The following is an 18,480-nucleotide window of genomic DNA, read 5'->3' on the forward strand; positions in this document are numbered from 1 at the left end:
GACCGCTCTCACTGCGACAAACCCGCGCGCACGCTCAGCAAGCGCGCCATACGCTCGGCTGCCAGCTGCGGCCGGATCAATACACCTGCCGCGTCTGCCTTGCGGAACACCTCCGCAAAATGTTGCAGGGACCGTGCGGACTCCATGCCGCCCGCCATCGAAAAATGATCCTGATGGCCGTTGAGCCATGCGAGAAACACGACGCCCGCCTTGTAGTACTGCGTGGGCGCACGGAACAACTCGCGCGACAGCGCAACCGTCGGATCGATCAGCTGTCGATATGCATTCGTGTCTCCAGCCGCGAGCTTCGACAACGCGCGCGACGCGACAGGCGCGATCGGATCGAAGATGCCGAGCAACGCGTGCGAATGACCGGTGCTGTCGCCTGCGATGAGTTCGCCGTAGTTGTAGTCGTCGCCCGTAAACATCGCGACACCCTCGGGCAACTGCGACCTGAGTTGCCGCTCGTATTCCGCGTTGAGCAGCGAAATCTTGATGCCTTCGATCTTGTCCTGATGAAGACGGATGATGTCGAGCACGGTCGCCATCGCCGTCGGTACGTCGCGGCTGCCCCAGTACCCGGTGAGCGAAGCGTCGAACGCATCGCCGAGCCAATGCAACACGACCTTGTTGCGTGAGGCGGAGATCACCGCGTCATAGACGTGCTTGTAGTCGTCGGCGGAACGCGCTGCCGCACATAGCGCGCGGCTCGCCATCATGATCGGCCGGCCGCCTGCCGATTCGATCACCTCGAACTGCTCCTGATAGCCCGCGACAATGTCTGCAAGCGTATGGTCACGCGCGTCATCGAGATGATCGGTACCAGCGCCGCAAGCCAGATCCGCGCCGGGGATGCTGCGCGCGTGAGCGATACTGCGGCGGATCAACTCCGCGGCCGTCGGCCAGCCGATGCCCATGCCGCGTTGCGCGGTATCCATCGCTTCGGCCACCTTGAATCCCAACCCATACAGGTAGCTGCGAAATTCAAGCGTGGCGTCCCAGTCGACTCGTGGCGCATCACTCCAAGGCTCATAGGCATGAGCGGGGTCGACGACAACGTGGGCCGCCGCATAAGCGATGCGGTTAAAGGTCGGCGCGGTGGACGGCGGAAGTTGGTCTTCCTGCTGCTGCATCGCGTATTCCAGGATTGTGCCGTCCGATGTAGGCAGTTTGATCTTCATACGATCCTCTCGATGTTGAGGGTTGAATGATCATGTCGGCGGCTTTTTCGGCGACCATGATCGTCGGTGCATTTGTGTTGCACGAGGGCAGATACGGCATGACAGACGCATCGACGACCCGCAAGCCTTCGATTCCAATGAGACGCAGGTCTGGCGTGACCACGCTGTCGGGGTCTCCAGATTGTCCGATGCGGCAGGTACCGACAGGATGGTGATCGGTCTTCGCATTCGCGCATGCGTATTCGAACAGCTCCTGATCGCTGTTCACGCGCGCGCCTGGCAGAACTTCGCTTTGTACATAGCGCTTCATCGCGGGGGCGCGAAGGATGTCGCGCGCCACTCGTAGACCCTTGATCGCCATGTCGCGATCGTATGGATCGGCCCAGTAGTTCGGATCGAGCAGCGGCGCGGCGGCGGGGTCCGCGCTGGCAAGGCGGACTGTGCCGCGCGAGCGCGGACGAAGATACGCGGTGTTCAGCGTGACGCCAGCATTGTTCAGCTTCGCCATGCCCGCTTCGATTCCGGACCCAAGGCCGAGATGAAACTGGATGTCCGGAGACCGGTCGCGCGCGTCGTCATCGGCATACCAGAAGCCGCCCGTTTCAAAGAGACTCGACGCTACCGGCCCCTTCTTCAGCAACAGATATTGCAATGCGGCCCACGCAGCGTTGTGCAGCTTGTTGTACTTGTCGTAGGTGTGATCGCCCGTGCACTCCGCGATGACGAAGAGGTCGAGGTGATCCTGCAGATTCGAGCCAACGCCGCGAAGATCGTGGATCGGCTTGATCCCAACCGACTGGAGATGATCGGCGGGACCGATGCCCGACTGCATCAACAGTTTCGGTGAGCCGATCGCGCCCGAAGACACGATGACTTCACGTGACGCACGCACGGTCTGCGGATCGCGGCTCTCGCCAGTCACGTATTCGACGCCTGTCGCGCGGGTTCCTTCGACGATCACGCGCAGCGTCCTCGTCTGCATGCAGACCGTCAGATTCGGCCTCCCGAGCACGGGACGGATGAAGCCTGCCGCCGTCGATGACCGCCGCGCGTCCAGTTGCGTTAGCTGATAGTAGCCGAGACCTTCCTGGGTCGCACCATTGAAGTCCGGATTGAAGGGAATGCCAAGTTCCTGTCCCGCCTGAAAGAACGCCTCGCAGATCGGCAACGGGCTGATCGGGTTCGATACGCCGAGCGGGCCGCCATAGCTGTGATATTCGTTCGCGAAGCGCTGGTTATTCTCGGACTTTTTGAAGTAAGGCAGCACTTCGCGATAAGACCATCCTGTCGCGCCCGCTTTCTGCTCCCAATCATCGTAGTCCGCGGGAACGCCGCGCGTGTAGATCTGCGCATTGATCGACGATCCGCCGCCAATCACTTTCGCCTGTGTAAAGCGCAGCACGCGATTGTTCAGATGCTTTTGCGGCACCGTGAACCAGCCCCACGAACCAATGCCGCGCGTCATTTTCGCAAAGCCGGCGGGCATCGAGAAGAACGGGTGGCGATCGGAACCGCCTGCTTCCAGTAGTAGAACCTTGATTGAGGGATCGGCGCTCAGGCGATTGGCCAGTACACAGCCAGCCGAGCCGCCGCCCACGATCACGTAGTCATATGTCGTCGCTTTCATGGCGTCTGGCTCAGAATGTTGGGATGGACAGGCCACCATCCACGTTGACCACGCTGCCTGTTCCAAACGGCAGCAGACCGCCGGCGAGCGTCGCGACCACCTGGCCCACTTCGTCGCTTTCACCCCAGCGTCCGGCGGGCACCAGGCCCTCGCGGAATCGCGCCTCGTATTTCTCCGCGACACCTGCCGTCATCGGGGTGCGGATGATGCCGGGTCTCACCTCGAACACGCCGATATTCGCTTTCGCGAGTCGAAGGGCAAAAAGTCGGGTGATCATGGGCAGCGCCGACTTCGACAGGCAATATTCGGCACGCTCGGTCGATGCCATTTCGGCCGAAACGGAGGAGACCGTGACGATTGCCCGCGCAAAACTGGAGGCCGTCGAGTCCATGTGGCGGGCGACGGCCTGCGTCATGAAGAACGTGCCGCGCAGATTGACGCCGAGCACGGCATCGAATGCTTGCGGCGATACGTCGAGCAGATCGCCGCGGCTCGGCGAACCGATGCCCGCGTTGTTGACGAGGCATTCAATGCTTCCATTGAAGCGCACGGCTTGCTCGACGACGTTGTCATGCGAAGCGATGTCACTCAGATCGCTCTGAATGAACAGCGCGTCCTGACCTTCGTCGCGCACGAGTGCGCAGGTCGTCGCCGCGTCCTCGTCGTTCACGACATCGGTCAGCACAACGTCGAAGCCGCGCCGCGCGAGCGCGACGCAGATCGAACGGCCAATGCCGCGTCGCGCGCCCGTTACCAAAGCGGTTGGAAACTTTCCAGCTATCTTGCTCATGGTTGCACCATCTATCGTTGCGCTGGGCGCTCAGTGAATCCGGACTTCCGTGTCGGTGTCAAACAGCACGAGCTTCGACAGGTCGATGCGCAGTTCGCATCGTTCTCCGGACGCGTGCGGCATGTCGGCGCCGAGCCGCGCGGAGACTTCCATGCCGCCGAGGTCGAGCACCGCCAGCGTATCGGGGCCCGTCGGTTCGAGCACGTTGATCGTGACGGGCACGGTACGCAGCGCCGACGTTGCACGCTCGTTTTCCACGCCGATTGCCTCGGGGCGCAACCCCGCGATCACCTTCTTGCCGATGTAGCGCTCGACAGCGGCAGGTTGCGGCGGCAACGCAAGATCGATGGCCTTCTGGCCTTCGCCCACTTTCAGATGCAGCGCGCCATTCATACGCTCGATGCGCGCCGGAATCAGGTTCATCGAAGGTGAGCCCATGAAGGTCGCGACGAACGTGTTGGCGGGCGTGTTGTAGACCTCGCCGGGCGTGCCGAGCTGCTGCAGCACGCCGCCCTTCATCACGGCAATACGCGTGGCGAGTGTCATCGCTTCGATCTGGTCATGCGTGACGTAGACGATGGTCGCACCCAGGCGCTGATGAAGCTTCTTGATCTCGGTGCGCATATCGACGCGCAGCTTTGCATCGAGGTTCGACAATGGTTCATCGAACAGGAAGATCTTCGGATGACGCACCAGCGCGCGGCCCATCGCGACACGCTGGCGTTGCCCCCCTGATAGCTGGCCCGGACGCCGATCGAGCAGATGCTCGATCTGCAGCAGACGGGCGGCATCATTCACTGCCTTCTCGCGGTCGGGCTTCGAAACTTTGCGCATCTCCAGGCCGAAGCTGATGTTCTGCCCGACGGACATGTTCGGATACAACGCATAGCTCTGAAACACCATCGCGATATCGCGCTCGCTCGGATGCAGGTCGTTGACCTTGTCGTTACCGATGCGGATTTCGCCGCCCGACAGCGTGTCGAGTCCGGCGATCAGGGAAAGGAGCGTCGACTTCCCGCAGCCCGATGGCCCGACCAGAACCAGAAAATCGCCATCTTCGACATCGATGTTGATCTCCTTCAGTATTTCAGTGGAGCCGTAGGCTTTGCGAACATTGGATACGTGCAGTGAAGACATGATTTACCCCTTGACCGAGCCGGCCATCAGACCGCGTACGAAGTAGCGACCACCGATCACATAGACGAGCAGCGTCGGCAGTGCGGCGATCATGGCCGTGGCCATGTTGACGTTGTATTCCTTGACGCCTGTCGACGTATTGACGATGTTGTTCAGTGCGACGGTGATGGGCGCGGAGCTGCCTGTCGTGAATGAAGCGCCGAACAGGAAGTCGTTCCAGATGTTCGTGAATTGCCAGATCACCGTGACCGTGATGATCGGCACCGAGTTGGGAAGCAGGATGCGGAAGAAGATACGGAAGAAGCGCGCACCGTCGATCATCGCGGCTTTCACGAGTTCATCGGGAAAAGCGATGTAGTAGTTCCGGAAGTACAGAGTAGTGAAACAGAGGCCATAGACGACGTGCACGAACACCAGCCCGCTGATCGATTGCGCGAGACCCACCTTGCCGAGGAACGACGCCATCGGAATCAGCACGATCTGGAACGGAATGAAGCACCCGAACAGCACCAGTCCGAACAGCAGGTTGTCGCCTTTGAAGCGCCATTTGGTCAGCACGTAGCCGTTCAGTGCACCGAGCAGCGTGGAGATCGCGACCGCTGAGAAGACCATCCGGAAAGAATTCCAGAAGAAGCCTTTGACGCCGGAGCATTCAAGTCCCACACACGCCGATCCCCACGCTTTTTGCCATGCATCGAGCGTCCACTGGTGCGGCAGCGCGAGGATATTGCCTGAATAGACTTCGGGCAGCGGCTTGAACGAGGTCAGCAGCATCACGAGCAGCGGTACGAGGTAGACCACCGCCACGACCGCAAGCATTGAATAAATGACGATTCGCGAGAGATAGTTATGCTTGCCCACCACCATCTGCGGTGAATCCCATGTTCTGGTAGCCATCTTTGTCTCCTAAGGGCTATGGGTCGAATTCAATGGCCGCCGCTCTTTCGGCGTGGTCTCATTTCGGAGTAGAGGTACGGCACCATGATTGCCGCCACCGTGCAAAGCATCATCACCGCGCTCGCCGCGCCCATGCCGAGTTCGTTACGGGTGAAGGTGAACGAATACATGAACGTGGACGGCAGTTCGGTCGAGTAGCCAGGGCCGGCGCCCGTCAATGCGATCACGAGCTCATAGCTCTTGACGGCGAGGTGCACGAGAATCACGAATGCCGATACGAACACGGGCCGCAATTGCGGGATGATGATTCGCCGGTAGATTGAAGGCATGCGGGCGCCGTCGATCGAAGCTGCCTTGACCTGTTCCTGGTCGATGCCGCGCAGCCCCGCCAGAAACATCGCCATCACGAAGCCCGACGCCTGCCAGACAGCGGCGATGACGACGGTATAGATCGCCATGTCGTCGTTGATGATCCAGTCGAACTGGAAGCTCGACCAGCCCCAGTCATGGAACAGCTTGGTCAGGCCCAGCCCCGGATTGAGAATCCATTTCCATGCGGTGCCGGTGACGATGAACGAAAGCGCCATCGGGTAGAGGAACAGCGCCCGCAGGCCTCCTTCCGCGCGAATCCGTTGATCGAGCAGGATGGCGAGCCCGAGACCGATCGCCATGCACAGCACGACATAAAGCGACGCGTAGATGCCGAGGTTGCCGATCGCCACGTGCCAGCGCGGGTGCTCCCACACGCGGCCGTACTGAAGCAGACCGGCCCAGTGGAAGTTGGCGAACGCGCGTGACCGGGTGAACGAGAGCACCGTCGTCCACGCGATAAAGCCGTAGACGAAGATCAGCGTGATGATCAGCGTCGGGCTCAGCACGAGCTTGGGTAAAACCGCTTCGAAGCGGTTTCGCAACGTTGATCGCTTTCGCGTCGGACTATCGCCCGAGCCGTTGTTCAGATCTTCAAGACTGGTCGCCGCATGGGCGCGATTGTGCAATAGCATGGCAACACCTACCGTCGGAGATGACGGGCCTCGCGGAGCACGGCGTACGGTGCCGCATCCGCATGAGGACCAGTTGGCTTACTGCGAGTTCTTCACTGCCGCGACGAGTGCCTTGACGGCATCCGCGGACGACTGATTCGAATTGAAGAAGTGCGTGACGACGTCATAGACGGCGTTCTTCGGACCGTCGGGCATCGCGTGTCCGTGCGCGAAGCTCCCGACCATCGAGTCGGTCTTGAGCGCCGCGCGCATGTCGTTCATCGACTTCTTGCCGCAATCGTCGAAGCCGTCCTCCGGCACATCGAGCCGCGCGGGAATCGAGCCCTTGATCTGGTTGAATTTCGCCTGGACGCCCTTGTCCATGATCGTCGACGCGAACGCGTACTCGCCCGGCAGACTCGCGTCGCCCTTCTTGAAGCCCGCAAACTGATCGGTGTTGAAGATGAATGCGCCATCGGTTCCGGGATAGTTGAAGCAGAGATAGTCGACGTTCGGCTGCTTGCCTGCCGATGCGAACTCGCCCTTCGCCCAGTCGCCCATGATCTGCATGGCTGCCTTGCCGGTGATCACCATCGACGTCGCAAGGTTCCAGTCACGGCCGGGGAAGTTCGGGTCGACCATGCCGCGCAACGCACGCATCTGGTCGAAGGCCTTCTCCATCGTCTTCGAGCCAAGTGCGCTGGGGTCGAGCTTGACGAGCGCCTGCTGGTAGAACTTGGGGCCGCCGGCTGACATCACCGCGCTATCGAAGATCGTCGCTTCCTGCCATGCCTGGCCGCCGTGCGCGAGCGGAACGTAGCCGGCTTTGCGGATCTTGTCCGCGTCCGCGACGAGTTCATCGAAGGTCTTCGGCGGCGTCAGCTTCAATTGATCGAAGATCTTTTTGTTGGCCCAGATCCAGTTCGTGCGGTGCACATCGACAGGCGTGGCGACCCAGTGACCATCGACTTTCGAGAACTTCTGGATCGGCGCGGGCACGAGTTTGTCCCAGCCTTCCTTCGATGCGACTGCATCGAGGTTCTGGAGATAATCCTCCTGCGCGTACTCGGGGATCGTGAAGCCAAGCATCTGGATTGCATCCGGCGGATTGCCCGATGCGACGCGCGCCTTCAGCACGGTGCGTGCGGCCTCTCCGCCGCCGCCCGCGATCGGACTGTCCTTCCATGCATAGCCCTTGGCCTTCAGGCCGTCTTTGAGGACGGTGAGTGCCTTCGCTTCGCCGCCGGAAGTCCACCAGTGCATGACTTCGACAGTCTTCGTGTCGGCTGCTGCAGCGGACAGCACGTGGCAGGCAACGAGGCCGACTGCGATTGCAGCAATACGCTTCTTGAACATTTTCGTCTCCTTGATGAGGCTCTCTTAACGGGCTTTCTTGTGGACTTCACGGCGGGTATGCCGTGGAGCGATCTGGGTAGATTCGTAATCAGGCGGGTTGACGCGGCAGCCACCAGTTCTTGCGCGCTCCGATGTGAAGCTGCACCGTCTTCGTCTCCGTGTAGTCCTCGACGGCCTGCTTGCCGAGTTCGCGTCCCACACCGCTCGATTTGAAGCCGCCGAACGGCAGCTCGGGGTAACCGTCGAGGAAGGTGTTGACCCAAACGGTCCCCGCGTCGACGCCGCGGGCGACGGTCAGGCAGGTGTTGATGTCGTTGCTCCAGACGGCAGCGGAGAGCCCATAGGCCGTGTCGTTTGCGATATCGATCGCGTTCTGCGCGTCTGAGAAAGGAATGATCGCGAGCACAGGGCCGAAAATTTCTTCGCGCGCGATGCTCATGTCGGGCGCGACATCGCTGATGACAGTCGGCTCCAGATACAGGCCATTCGCGTCATAGCGTTTGCCACCCAGGCGCAGCCGAGCGCCTGCCGCGACGCCCTTTTCGATGTTGCCGAGAATCTCGACCAGCTGGTTCTCGCTGACGATCGCGCCGATCTTGCATTCGGGGTGCAGCGGGTCGCCAACCGGCACCTGGCGCGCGCGCTCCACTACCGCCTGCGCGAAGCGCTCTGCGATCGATTCGTGCACGAGCACCCTGCTTCCGCTGTTACAGCATTCGCCCGCGTTGAAATACACCCCGAACACGACGGCATCGATCATCGCGTCCCAGTCGCAATCGGGGAAGACGATTTGCGGATTCTTGCCACCGAGTTCGAGCGCAACCTTCTTCAGCTTCTTCGACGCGAGTCCGCCGAGCAGACTACCCACACGCGTCGAACCAGTGAACGACAGCATGTCGATAACGTCGTGCTCCGCCAGCGGCTGTCCGACGGACGGACCTTTTCCCGTCACCACGTTGACGACGCCATTCGGGACACCGGCCTGTTCGAGAATCTCCATCAACATGACGGTCGTGCTCGACGTGAGCTCACTTGGTTTGACGACGCACGTGCAGCCTGCCGCGAGTGCAAACGGCAGCTTCTGAGAAAGAATCCAGAGCGGGAAATTCCACGGCGTGATGAGTCCGACGACGCCGATCGGCTGGCGCAGCACGATGCCGAGCATGTCTTCGCCAAGCGTGTCGTATGCCTCGCCACTCGTCGTGCGGGCAAGACTCGCTGCGTATTGCCAGAGATCGATGCAGCCGGCGACTTCGCCGCGTGCCTGCGCAAGCGGTTTGCCCGTTTCGAGCGATTCGAGCAGCGACATCCTGTCGACGCGTGCCTTGATGCCGTCAGCGATCGCGAGCAGAATCCGCGCACGTTCTGCGCCCTTGAGCTTCGGCCATGGACCGTGACGGAAGGCAACGTCAGCGGCCTTGATCGCTCGCTCGACGTCCGCCGGCGTCGCTTCGGGAAACGAGCTGACAACGTGGCCATGCGCGGGACTACGGCGCTCGAAGCGCTGCTGGCCCGCTGATTCGGTCCACGCTCCGTCGATGTACATGCGGCCGTTGAAAGCTTCGTGCGCGGGTGCTTTTTCGCTCGCCAGAAGCGCAGTTGCAGCAGGAATTTCAGTGTCGTACGTCATGTCATTGACCCTCGTATTGCGCTGGGCGCCGTTCACGGAAACTGGCCATGCCTTCGCGGGCGTCGTGCGTCGTCGCGGACAGCGCGCCCGCCATGGCTTCAAGCGTTGCGCCAGCCCCGAATCCCGAGGCGGCGTTGATCAGTTGCTTCGTCAGTTGCACGGAGACGGGCGCAAGCGTCGCGATCTTTTCAGCGAGTGCGACAGCTGTAGTGACCGACGCTTTCGGCGCGGAGATTTCGTCGATCAAACCGATCGTGTACGCGCGTTGCGCATCGATCCGCTTCGCGGTCAGCGCGAGCGATTTCACGTGGCTCGGACCAAGCAGCGAAACCAGCCGCTGCGTGCCGGACCAGCCCGGGCAGGTTGCGATGCTCGCTTCGGGAAGCGCGAACGTGGCAACCGGATCCGCGACGCGTACATCGGCCACTGCTGCCAACTCGAGACCGCCACCGAACGCGGGACCGTTGATCGCCGCGACGACAGGCAGACGCAATCCAGCCCAGCGGTCGAAGATGCGATGGCCGCGCGAGACCCATACTCGCCACATGTCGAGCGGGGCGAGTGCCGACCATTGGTTAATGTCCGCGCCCACGCAGAACGCGCGTTCACCGGCGCCAGTCAGCACGACAGCCCGCACGTTCGGATCCGACTCGAGCTGCGCAGCCGCACCTTCGAGTTGATCGAGCATCTCCGGTGTCAGCGCATTGAGCTTCTCCGGGCGATTGAGCGTGACGACGGCAACGGCGTTGGTCTTCTCGATCTGGATCAATCCGTGGTCAGCCATGACGCGCCTCCTTCAGCTTCAGACCGAAGGGAGAGTCAGTGAAAATGGACTCATCCATGGTCTTCAGGGAGGGGGATACGGTGAGTCCGATATCGCACTGATCGAGCACGTCCTTTTGCAGATCGATGCCGGGCGCGATCTCGATCACTTCGAGACCGTTGTTGCCGAGTTCAATCACGCACCGTTCCGTGACATACAGCGCTTGCTGATCGCGCTTTTGTCCCATGCGTCCGCTGAAGGTCACGTGATCGACATCGGCGATGAACTTCTTCTTGCCCTCCTTCACGATCTTCAGACGACCATCGCCCACTTCGATCTTTGCGCCTGCCGTGAAATAGCCGCAAAAGACGACGCGCTTCGCATGCGTCGTGATGTCGATAAAGCCGCCGCATCCGGCAGTGAGATACGGCTTGCTCGGCAGCCTCGACACGTTCACGTTGCCGAATCGGTCCACTTGCAGGAACGACAGCAGCGATACATCGAAGCCGCCGCCCTGGAAGTACACGAACTGCGAAGGCGAAGGCATGATCGCGTCGGCATTGCCGGAGCATCCAAAGGCGAAACCGAGCAACGGCACGCCGCCGACAGCGCCTTGTTCGATGACCCACGTGACGTCGTCGCGGCAGCCCTCCTCGAGCAGAACGCGCGGCACGTTTGCGGAGATGCCGAAGCCCAGATTCACCGCGTCGTTCTGTGCGAGTTCCATCGCTGCCCGGCGTGCGATGACCTTGTCGGCGTGCCATTCAGCGAACGCGAACGCGCTATCGGGCAGCTTCACTTCACCGCTGATCTCCGGGTCGTATTCGATCTGCGTGGTCTGTTTCTGCGCGGGATCGACGACCACGTAGTCGACGAGGTTGCACGGAATGTGCACCTGCTGCGTGTGCAGGGAACCGGCCTTCACGACGCGCTTCACCTGCGCGATCACGATGCCGCCGTTGTTTCGCACGGCCAGCGCCTGATCGCGACCGCCAAGCAGAGCGCCTTCATGTTCGAACGACAGGTTGCCGCGTTCATCGGCGGTCGTTGCGCGCACGATTGCAATGCGCGGCACGAAGTTCTTGTAGTGCAGCCACTCGTCACCCGCGAACGTCACTTTTTCGACGATCGGATATTCGGCGGCCTGTGCGTTCATCGCGCCGCCCTGGCGGTCGGGATCGACGTAGGTGTCGAGTCCGACCTTGGTCAGCACGCCTGGACGTTTCGCCGCAACTTCACGATGCATGTCGAACAGGACGCCGCTCGGCAGGTTGTATGCACGAATGTCGTTATCGGTGATCAGATGCCAGATGTCGGGCATCCGCAGGCTCGAAGGGCCGCTCGGAAACGAGCCGGCGATGATCGTCTGGATCAGCCCTTTCTTCGCGATGTGGTCGATGCCCTTGATGCCGTACATGTCGCCGGCCGCGATCGGGTGCAGCATCGTCAGATTGCGCGGATGGCCTTGCGCCTCGAAGCGTGCGCCGATGGCGGCAAGCATCGCGTCGGGGCAACCCAGACCGCTCGACGAACTGACGGTGACAGTGTCGTCATCGTCGATCAGGCTCGCCGCATGGGCCAATGAAACAACCTTGCTGGAACGCACAGTCAGTCTCCACAAACTTTTATTCGGCGAAACGGGATGGCACCGTCACGTGCCCGCCTGCTTCGGTGCTGGCGCCGATCAGCGCCCTGTGGCGTGTAGATCGCACCCTCCTCTTAATTGGAACGTTCCAATTGGCTTGCGTTGGATCGTTCCAATTAAATGTAGTAGACTCGTTTCACGGTGTCAAACACTTTTTGGAACGTTCCAATTGTGCAGAGCAACATGAAATCAGGCCCGACCATACAGGACATAGCCGCCGTAGCTGGCGTATCGAAATCGACGGTGTCGCTAGTTTTGCAAGAAAGTCCGCTCATCAAGGCCGAGACCGCGGAGAAGGTGCGCGAGGCGGCTCGCGCGCTCGGTTATGTGTACAACCGCGGGGCGGCCAACCTGCGGGGCAAGCGCAGCACGACGATCGGCATGGTGATCAATGATCTGACCAACCCGTTTTTTGTTGAACTGCTGGTGGCAATCGAGCGCGTGCTGGCCCAGGCCGGATATACAACGCTGATGGCCCACACTGCGGAAAGTCTCGAGACCCAGACGAGGGTTCTAAAATCCATGCGTGAGCAGAATGTTGCTGGCCTGATCATGTCTCCCGCGCTAGGAACGACAGATGAGTTGCCTGCCGAGATCCAGTCGTGGGGAATTCCGCTGGTACTCGTCATGCGCCCGATGGGACCGGACGTCGATACGATCGGTGTCGACAACAGCTATGGATTTGCGCTGGCTACCGAGCATCTGGTCGGGCAAGGACATACGCGCATCGCTTTCGCCGGCAACCGGAAGGGCTACGCGGTCGCCAACCAGCGCAGACAGGGTTATCTGTCCACGATGGCGAAGCACTCTCTGCCCGTCAATGACGACTGGATCATCGATGTCCCTTTGACACCGGAGGGTGGGCGCGATGCGGTCCGTGCGATCTTCGACATGAAGCCGCGGCCGACGGCGGTGGTTTGCTACAACGACCAGGTCGCAATCGGCGTGCTGCACGAGCTCGACAGAATGGGCAAGCGCGCGGGTAAGGCTCTGGCGGTCGTGGGTTGTGACAACATCGTCGCGGCTGAGCACACCAATCCGCCTTTGACCACTCTGTTCGCAGGTGCGGACAAGCTCGGCACCATTGCAAGCGAGACACTGTTGGCCCGACTGAGCGAACCATCAGAAGACGAGAAGCCGCCAGTGCAATACTTTGCGGTGCCGGAACTCGTCGTCAGGGAATCGAGCGTAGGCGCGAAGGCATCTCTCGTCAACGCGCCGGCAAAAGCGCCGCGAAAACATGCGGTCATTGGTGATGAAGAGTAGGAGCCGTCCATCCGGGCACCCGCATCACGCTTTGGAATCCCGTTCTCGCGCAGCTGGCGAAGTGGTCCGCTTTCCCGCGCGTTCGAGCCTGCATCACGCAGCACGCCCGGGGCGGCCGCGCGCACGCTGATGAAGCGGAAACAGAACTGCTGTCGAAGGCGCTGCACGAGAAGCCGGACGGAACAACGCAGTGCAGTGTGTGCTCCGCTGCTGCGTTTACCGGAATTATTAGCCTGGCGGTTGCGCCGTAGCCGCGATAATTCCGGTTATCGCCGCGATCCGCCGGCCCCCGTCCCGCCCACGCATGCCAGGCTGATCCCGACGCCCGCCGGGGCAGCAAGTGCGCCCCACTGCCGCCGGCGCCCCGTCCGGCCTTCCGGGGCAGCTGACGGAGCAGTGCGGACATCCGGGCCGGCGTTTCAGTGACAGTAGATCGGCCATTGCCGACATTCGAGCGGACGGGGTCTATGTCGGCAATGTGGCCCATTGCCGACGATGGTGACATCAAGTAGTGATAGCGGGCACGACGTGGCTGTGCTCGTCACCGAGCAGGGGCTTGCCGATCTGCGCGGGCTTTCGCCGAAGCAACGGGCTCGGCAGGTCATCGCGCAATACGCGCATCCCGACTACCGCCCTATGCTGCAAGACTATTTCGATCGGTCCTGCCGCGAAAGCTATGGCAAACACACTCCGCATCTGCTTGATGAGGCGTTGTCCTGGAACCAGCGCTATGTCCAGCGCGGCTCGATGCATGATACATGCGGTCTAGCAACGGATTGGGTGGCGCTGTTTCGCGAATTGGCAGGGGGCAGGCAGTAATGCGCATGCTGCGTGGAAGGCCTACTCATGTGAATCGCGGCGTAGAAATCCGATTCAGTGGCTAGATGCGGTGACCGATACTGACCAGCCAGCCATTCGGGGATTTGCACCATTGAATTCTTCCATCTTGGTACAGTGCGGAGAACCAGCGCCACAGCGAAGTGTCCTCTCTGTTCGCATGTTGACCCGCCTGTGAACGGATATCGTCATATAAAGTCACGAGCATATGCGCTTGCCTTAGGTCGATGCACTACTCGATCGGTGACGGGAAGTTAGTCACGAATCAGTTGTTGGCGACACGCACCTGCAAACCATAGGTCTTCCAGCATTCATCCCCGACCAAGCCCCATTGGCGGCAGCGTGACGCAGTGAATTCATCGCGTGCGAAATCCCGCAGATGCTTTTCAGAGAGTCCTTCGACCAACAAAATCCAGTCTTCGGCAAAGCGATTGCCGCTTTGACGACTTTCTTCCGTTACATGCGTTGAAGCTATCTGGTCAGGCTCTGCGAAAGCAATTCGCACAATGCCGGGCCGTCTGCACCAATCGTTTAGTAGCTCCGACGTGATCTCTTCCTTTAACGCCAGTGCATCAAGCGATCGTACGCGGACCATCATCACAAACGCTGCTTCCGCGTTCCCAGAATCCGCCAGCAACCGGTATGCTGAGCGCTGGCCATCTTGGAAGGTCGGAAGGGTGGCGCGAGTCCAGGTAGTGGGGTTATTCAGACGTTCGAGATAATCCGGCCGGGAAAGCACGGAAAGACACTCGACATCGTAGAGAATCAAATAGCACCGTTTTGCATCCGTGCGCTCGAAGCGCCGGCCGCGTAGAAATCCAGGAATTGCAAGGCGCTCCGGAAAATGCTCGCGCGTGTGCCAAGCGACGAAGTTTTCTTCGTCGCATTCGCGTATGGTAAGCGTCGCACAGAGGATAGCTTGGCCGGATCGTGTCATGTTGTACCTTCGATTGAAACTACCACTCGACCGGCAATGAAACCAGTCCGAACACATTGCCGTTATGCTTGAACTCGAGTGCGTCGAAAGGCACAGCGAGACGCAGTGTTGGTAGCCGCTTGAACAGCGTCTCGAACAACACCTGAAGTTCAAGGCGCGCAAGCGGTTGCCCCAAGCACTGGTGCACGCCGAACGAGAACGCGACATGGGATGCACCCTTGCTATCACGACGAATATCGAACCGGTTGGGCTCCGAAAATGCCTCGGGATCGTGATTCGCCGCCTGCACCGGTGCGAAGACACCCTCGCCCTTGCGAATGAGCTGGCCCCCGATCATGACATCGGCGGTCGCCACACGGGCGGAATTCATATGCGTAATCGAATGAAAGCGCAGCATCTCCTCCACCGCGCTCCGCACCAGCGAGGGGTCCGCATTAAGCGCTGCCACTTGCTCGGGTTCCTGCAGCAAGCTTAGCAAACCAAGGCCAATCTGGTTCGCGGTGGTTTCGTGTCCGGCGAGGTACAGCAAAGCGCCCATTTGCACAGCGTCGGAGTGCGACAGCTTGCCTGGGTTGATCCACTCAATGGCGAGACGACTCAGCAGGTCGCTTCCTTCACCAGGATTCTCCTCCTTCTCGCGTAGAAGGCGGTCAAGATATTGCTCCATCTCCTGAGCAGACCGCCTGAGCAATTCCGGGCTGATGTCGAGATTCATACGATTGCTGCTTAGCATCTGCAACCGCGCGTGATCTTGATAAGGTACACCGAGCATGATGGAGATGACCATCGAGGGAAGCGGCAGCGCAACATCCTGAATGAAGTCGACGGGTGCCCCCTTCTCGATCATCTGATCGAGCAAATCATCGAGCGTCTTTTGCACAAATGGCCGCAACTCGTCGATTCGCTTCATCATGAATTCTTTGGTCAGCGTGCGTCGATACTGACCATGCTCCGGTGGGTCCATCGTGATGAATGTCCGATAGGACCTCGACTGCGCCGCGCGCGCGGGCGACACTGAAGGGTATCCAGGTGTCTCCGGCGATGCACTAAAATGCGGGCTCGTCAGTACCTCACGGAAGTCCTTCATCTTCGTCACGAGCCATACGGTGCTGCCGTCCCATGCCGTTACCCGCTTGATGGGATCACTCTCACGAACGATCGCGTAGCGGGGTGGCGGATGCAGCGGGCACTCCGCGGCGCGGGGCCACGGGAAGGTGTCTACGTCCATTGGACATGGATGGACGGAAGTATCGTTGGTCATCAAGGTGCCTTCTCGAATTGAATAACTGCTTTCGTTTAGCGCGCAGTAGCGCCCCCGTCAACGGGCAGCGCCACACCGACGACGAAAGATGCCGCATCGGAACACAACCACACGACGGCATTCGCGATTTCTTCGGGTTGCGCTATCCGACCAAGCGGATTGGCTGTCGCCGCACGCGCGGACAGTTCGTCGCCGAAGCGGGCGCGCGTGAGCGCTGTTTCGACGAGCCCGGGACACACCGCATTAATGCGAATGCCCCTGGCGGCAAATTCGATTGCTGCTGCCTTCGTCAGTCCGATGACACCGTGTTTTGCCGCGCCATATACACCGTCGGAGGGTACGCCGACGAGACCCGAGCGCGATGAATTGTTGACGATCGCACCCTTCCCCGCGACCAGCATGTGATCGAGTTCAGCCTTCATGCAGTGCCAGACGCCTTCCAGATTCACGGACATCACGCGGTCCCAGTTCTCCTGCGTAGAGACATGGAGGCTAGCGGCGCGATCCGGCACCCCTGCATTGTTGAAAGCCATGTCGATCCTGCCGAAGCTGTCGACGGCCGAACGCACCATTGTCTTGACTGAGTCGGCATCAGTAACGTCCACCTGAACGAACATCGCTCGTGCGTCACAGTGTGTCTCGATGAACTCGACCGTCTCATGTCCCCCCGCTGCATCAGCGTCCGCGACGACGACAGCCGCACCGTTGTGGGCGAATGCGATCGCCGTGGCCCGGCCGATGCCCGACGCGCCGCCCGTGACCAACGCTGCCTTTCCGGCTAGCTTCCGATCCATTTAGTTGCTCCCCTTATTGCTCGATGACGCTTGACTATGCCGCCATCGCCAGACTGGCGAGAATCGCGATCAGCGTGTCAAGCGTTTCTCGCATACTTTTCACAAACGAATGAGCCTTCATCTCTTCCTCCATCTACCAACGGACAGGCAGTGCCTTCAATCCGTAGACGAAGGACCTGTCCTTGTAACGCAATGCATCCTCGGGTACTGCAAGCTCCAGGTGCGGAAAGCGTTTAAAGATCGTTTCGAACACCACTTGAAGTTCGAGCCTTGCAAGCGGCTGACCGAGGCACTGGTGAATACCAAACGAGAACGCGACATGTGATTGGTCTTTCGTATCCCGGCGGATGTCGAAGCGCTCGGGTTCAGGGAACGCAAGCGGATCATGATTCGCGCCGTGGAGCAGCGCTAACACGCCCTCGCCCTTCCGGATCAACTTACCGCCGATCATGACGTCTTCCGTCGCGATCCGGTTCGAGTTCATGTGCGTGATCGAATGAAAGCGCAGCATCTCTTCAACGGCGCCTTTGACGAGCGACGCGTCGTCCATCAATGCCGCGCGTTGCTCGGGATGCTGAAAGAGGCTCAGCAGCCCGAGGCCGATCTGATTCGCGGTCGTCTCGTGTCCGGCCAGGTAGAGCAGCGTCGCCATCTGCACGGCCTCAGCATGCGACACCTTGCCGGGATTGATCCACTCGATCGCCATCCGGCTCAACAGGTCGCTACCGTCACCCGGGTCGCGCTCCTTTTGAAGCAGCAGCGCGTCAATGTATTGAGTCATATGCATTGCAGACTGCGTCAGCGCTTCGGGCGCAATCGACATATCCATTCGGTCACCGCTCCATTTCTGCAGCTTGTCGTGATCCTCGTAGGGCACGCCGAGCATGATCGAAATGACAAGTGACGGAAGCGGCAATGCGACAGCCGCGATGAAGTCGGCTGGCGCGCCGTGACGCTCCATGCTGTCGAGAAGCTGATCGAGGGAACTCTGGACCAGCGGACGCAACTCCTGCATGCGCTTTGCCATGAATTCCTTCGTCAGCGTCCGGCGATACTGGCCGTGCTCGGGCGGGTCCATCGTGATGAAGGTCTGATACGACTTCGACTGCGCGGCCCGCGACGGCGAGACGAACGGAAAACCGGGCGTCAACGGCGACGCACTGAAGTGCGGGCACGTCATGACTTCGCGGAAGTGCTTCATGTCCGTGACGAGCCACGCCAGACTGCCGTCCCACAAACTGACCTGAACGACGGGGGCCTGCTCGCGCAACAGAGCATACTGACGCGGCGGAACCAACGGCGCGGCGCCGTCTCGCGGCCACGGAAAGTGTTCCGTCGCGAATGGGCATGTGAGGGTGGTTTCGGTTGTGTCCATT

At 60.5% G+C, this 18,480-nt stretch carries 15 protein-coding genes and 1 pseudogene; 2 read left to right on the top strand and 14 right to left on the bottom strand.

Annotated features, from left to right (window positions below; translation table 11 throughout):
- Nucleotides 1-8 precede the first annotated feature (8 nt).
- The 10 genes from AB3X94_RS17535 to AB3X94_RS17580 form a co-directional block, all read right to left on the bottom strand.
- Nucleotides 9-1,181, bottom strand: a complete 1,173-nt coding sequence (locus AB3X94_RS17535; RefSeq protein WP_368612180.1) for a dihydrodipicolinate synthase family protein — start codon at nt 1,179-1,181, stop codon at nt 9-11.
- On the bottom strand, nt 1,084-2,808 hold the full coding sequence (locus AB3X94_RS17540) for a GMC family oxidoreductase (protein WP_368612181.1): 1,725 nt from the start codon (nt 2,806-2,808) through the stop codon (nt 1,084-1,086). Before AB3X94_RS17540 ends, AB3X94_RS17535 begins: the two co-directional genes overlap by 98 nt.
- Before the next feature lie 10 nt (nt 2,809-2,818).
- Entirely contained in the window at nt 2,819-3,598 is a 780-nt protein-coding gene (locus AB3X94_RS17545) for a 3-ketoacyl-ACP reductase (RefSeq protein ID WP_368594183.1), read from the bottom strand.
- 30 nt (nt 3,599-3,628) lie between these two features.
- Nucleotides 3,629-4,735, bottom strand: a complete 1,107-nt coding sequence (locus AB3X94_RS17550) for an ABC transporter ATP-binding protein (RefSeq protein WP_368612182.1) — start codon at nt 4,733-4,735, stop codon at nt 3,629-3,631.
- A 3-nt stretch (nt 4,736-4,738) separates the two neighbouring features.
- Complete coding sequence (locus AB3X94_RS17555) at nt 4,739-5,602, bottom strand: carbohydrate ABC transporter permease (RefSeq protein ID WP_368612270.1); 864 nt, start codon at nt 5,600-5,602, stop codon at nt 4,739-4,741.
- Between the two features lie 59 nt (nt 5,603-5,661).
- The gene (locus AB3X94_RS17560; RefSeq protein WP_184225759.1) at nt 5,662-6,636 is read right to left on the bottom strand and encodes a carbohydrate ABC transporter permease; all 975 of its coding nucleotides are present in this window, start codon (nt 6,634-6,636) and stop codon (nt 5,662-5,664) included.
- Nucleotides 6,637-6,714: 78 nt separating this feature from the next.
- Nucleotides 6,715-7,971, bottom strand: a complete 1,257-nt coding sequence (locus AB3X94_RS17565; RefSeq protein ID WP_368612183.1) for an ABC transporter substrate-binding protein — start codon at nt 7,969-7,971, stop codon at nt 6,715-6,717.
- 88 nt (nt 7,972-8,059) lie between these two features.
- Nucleotides 8,060-9,601: an aldehyde dehydrogenase family protein gene (locus tag AB3X94_RS17570; RefSeq protein WP_368612184.1), complete on the bottom strand. Its 1,542-nt coding sequence runs from the start codon at nt 9,599-9,601 to the stop codon at nt 8,060-8,062.
- A gap of 1 nt (nt 9,602) precedes the next feature.
- Nucleotides 9,603-10,385, bottom strand: coding sequence for an enoyl-CoA hydratase/isomerase family protein (locus tag AB3X94_RS17575; protein WP_368612185.1), 783 nt, complete (start codon nt 10,383-10,385; stop codon nt 9,603-9,605).
- Nucleotides 10,378-11,970 carry an acyl CoA:acetate/3-ketoacid CoA transferase gene (locus tag AB3X94_RS17580; protein WP_368612186.1) on the bottom strand — a complete coding sequence of 531 codons (1,593 nt, stop codon included), beginning with the start codon at nt 11,968-11,970 and terminating at the stop codon, nt 10,378-10,380. The genes AB3X94_RS17575 and AB3X94_RS17580 overlap by 8 nt, the downstream gene beginning before the upstream one ends.
- Before the next feature lie 222 nt (nt 11,971-12,192).
- Here AB3X94_RS17580 and AB3X94_RS17585 point away from each other — a divergent pair, with 222 nt between their 5' ends.
- Both AB3X94_RS17585 and AB3X94_RS17590 read left to right on the top strand, forming a co-directional pair.
- Nucleotides 12,193-13,275, top strand: a complete 1,083-nt coding sequence (locus AB3X94_RS17585) for a LacI family DNA-binding transcriptional regulator (RefSeq protein ID WP_368612187.1) — start codon at nt 12,193-12,195, stop codon at nt 13,273-13,275.
- A gap of 516 nt (nt 13,276-13,791) precedes the next feature.
- A pseudogene (locus tag AB3X94_RS17590) lies at nt 13,792-14,094 on the top strand (acetyl-CoA hydrolase/transferase C-terminal domain-containing protein); the annotation flags it as partial.
- Nucleotides 14,095-14,377: 283 nt separating this feature from the next.
- Here the strand turns inward: AB3X94_RS17590 and AB3X94_RS17595 are convergent.
- The 4 genes from AB3X94_RS17595 to AB3X94_RS17610 all read right to left on the bottom strand — a co-directional run bounded on the left by AB3X94_RS17595 (nt 14,378) and on the right by AB3X94_RS17610 (nt 18,479).
- Nucleotides 14,378-15,049, bottom strand: a complete 672-nt coding sequence (locus tag AB3X94_RS17595; protein ID WP_368612188.1) for a hypothetical protein — start codon at nt 15,047-15,049, stop codon at nt 14,378-14,380.
- A gap of 19 nt (nt 15,050-15,068) precedes the next feature.
- A complete protein-coding gene (locus AB3X94_RS17600; RefSeq protein WP_368612189.1) occupies nt 15,069-16,310 on the bottom strand; it encodes a cytochrome P450 in 1,242 nt (413 codons plus the stop codon).
- 35 nt (nt 16,311-16,345) lie between these two features.
- Nucleotides 16,346-17,104, bottom strand: a complete 759-nt coding sequence (locus AB3X94_RS17605; protein WP_368612190.1) for a glucose 1-dehydrogenase — start codon at nt 17,102-17,104, stop codon at nt 16,346-16,348.
- A gap of 133 nt (nt 17,105-17,237) precedes the next feature.
- Nucleotides 17,238-18,479 (bottom strand): cytochrome P450, encoded by a 1,242-nt coding sequence (locus tag AB3X94_RS17610; protein WP_368612191.1) that lies wholly within the window; start codon nt 18,477-18,479, stop codon nt 17,238-17,240.
- Between the last annotated feature and the right edge of the window lies 1 nt (nt 18,480).

Origin of the sequence: Paraburkholderia sp. BR10923 (assembly GCF_040948765.1) — a bacterium.
Taxonomy (GTDB): Bacteria; Pseudomonadota; Gammaproteobacteria; order Burkholderiales; family Burkholderiaceae; genus Paraburkholderia; species Paraburkholderia youngii.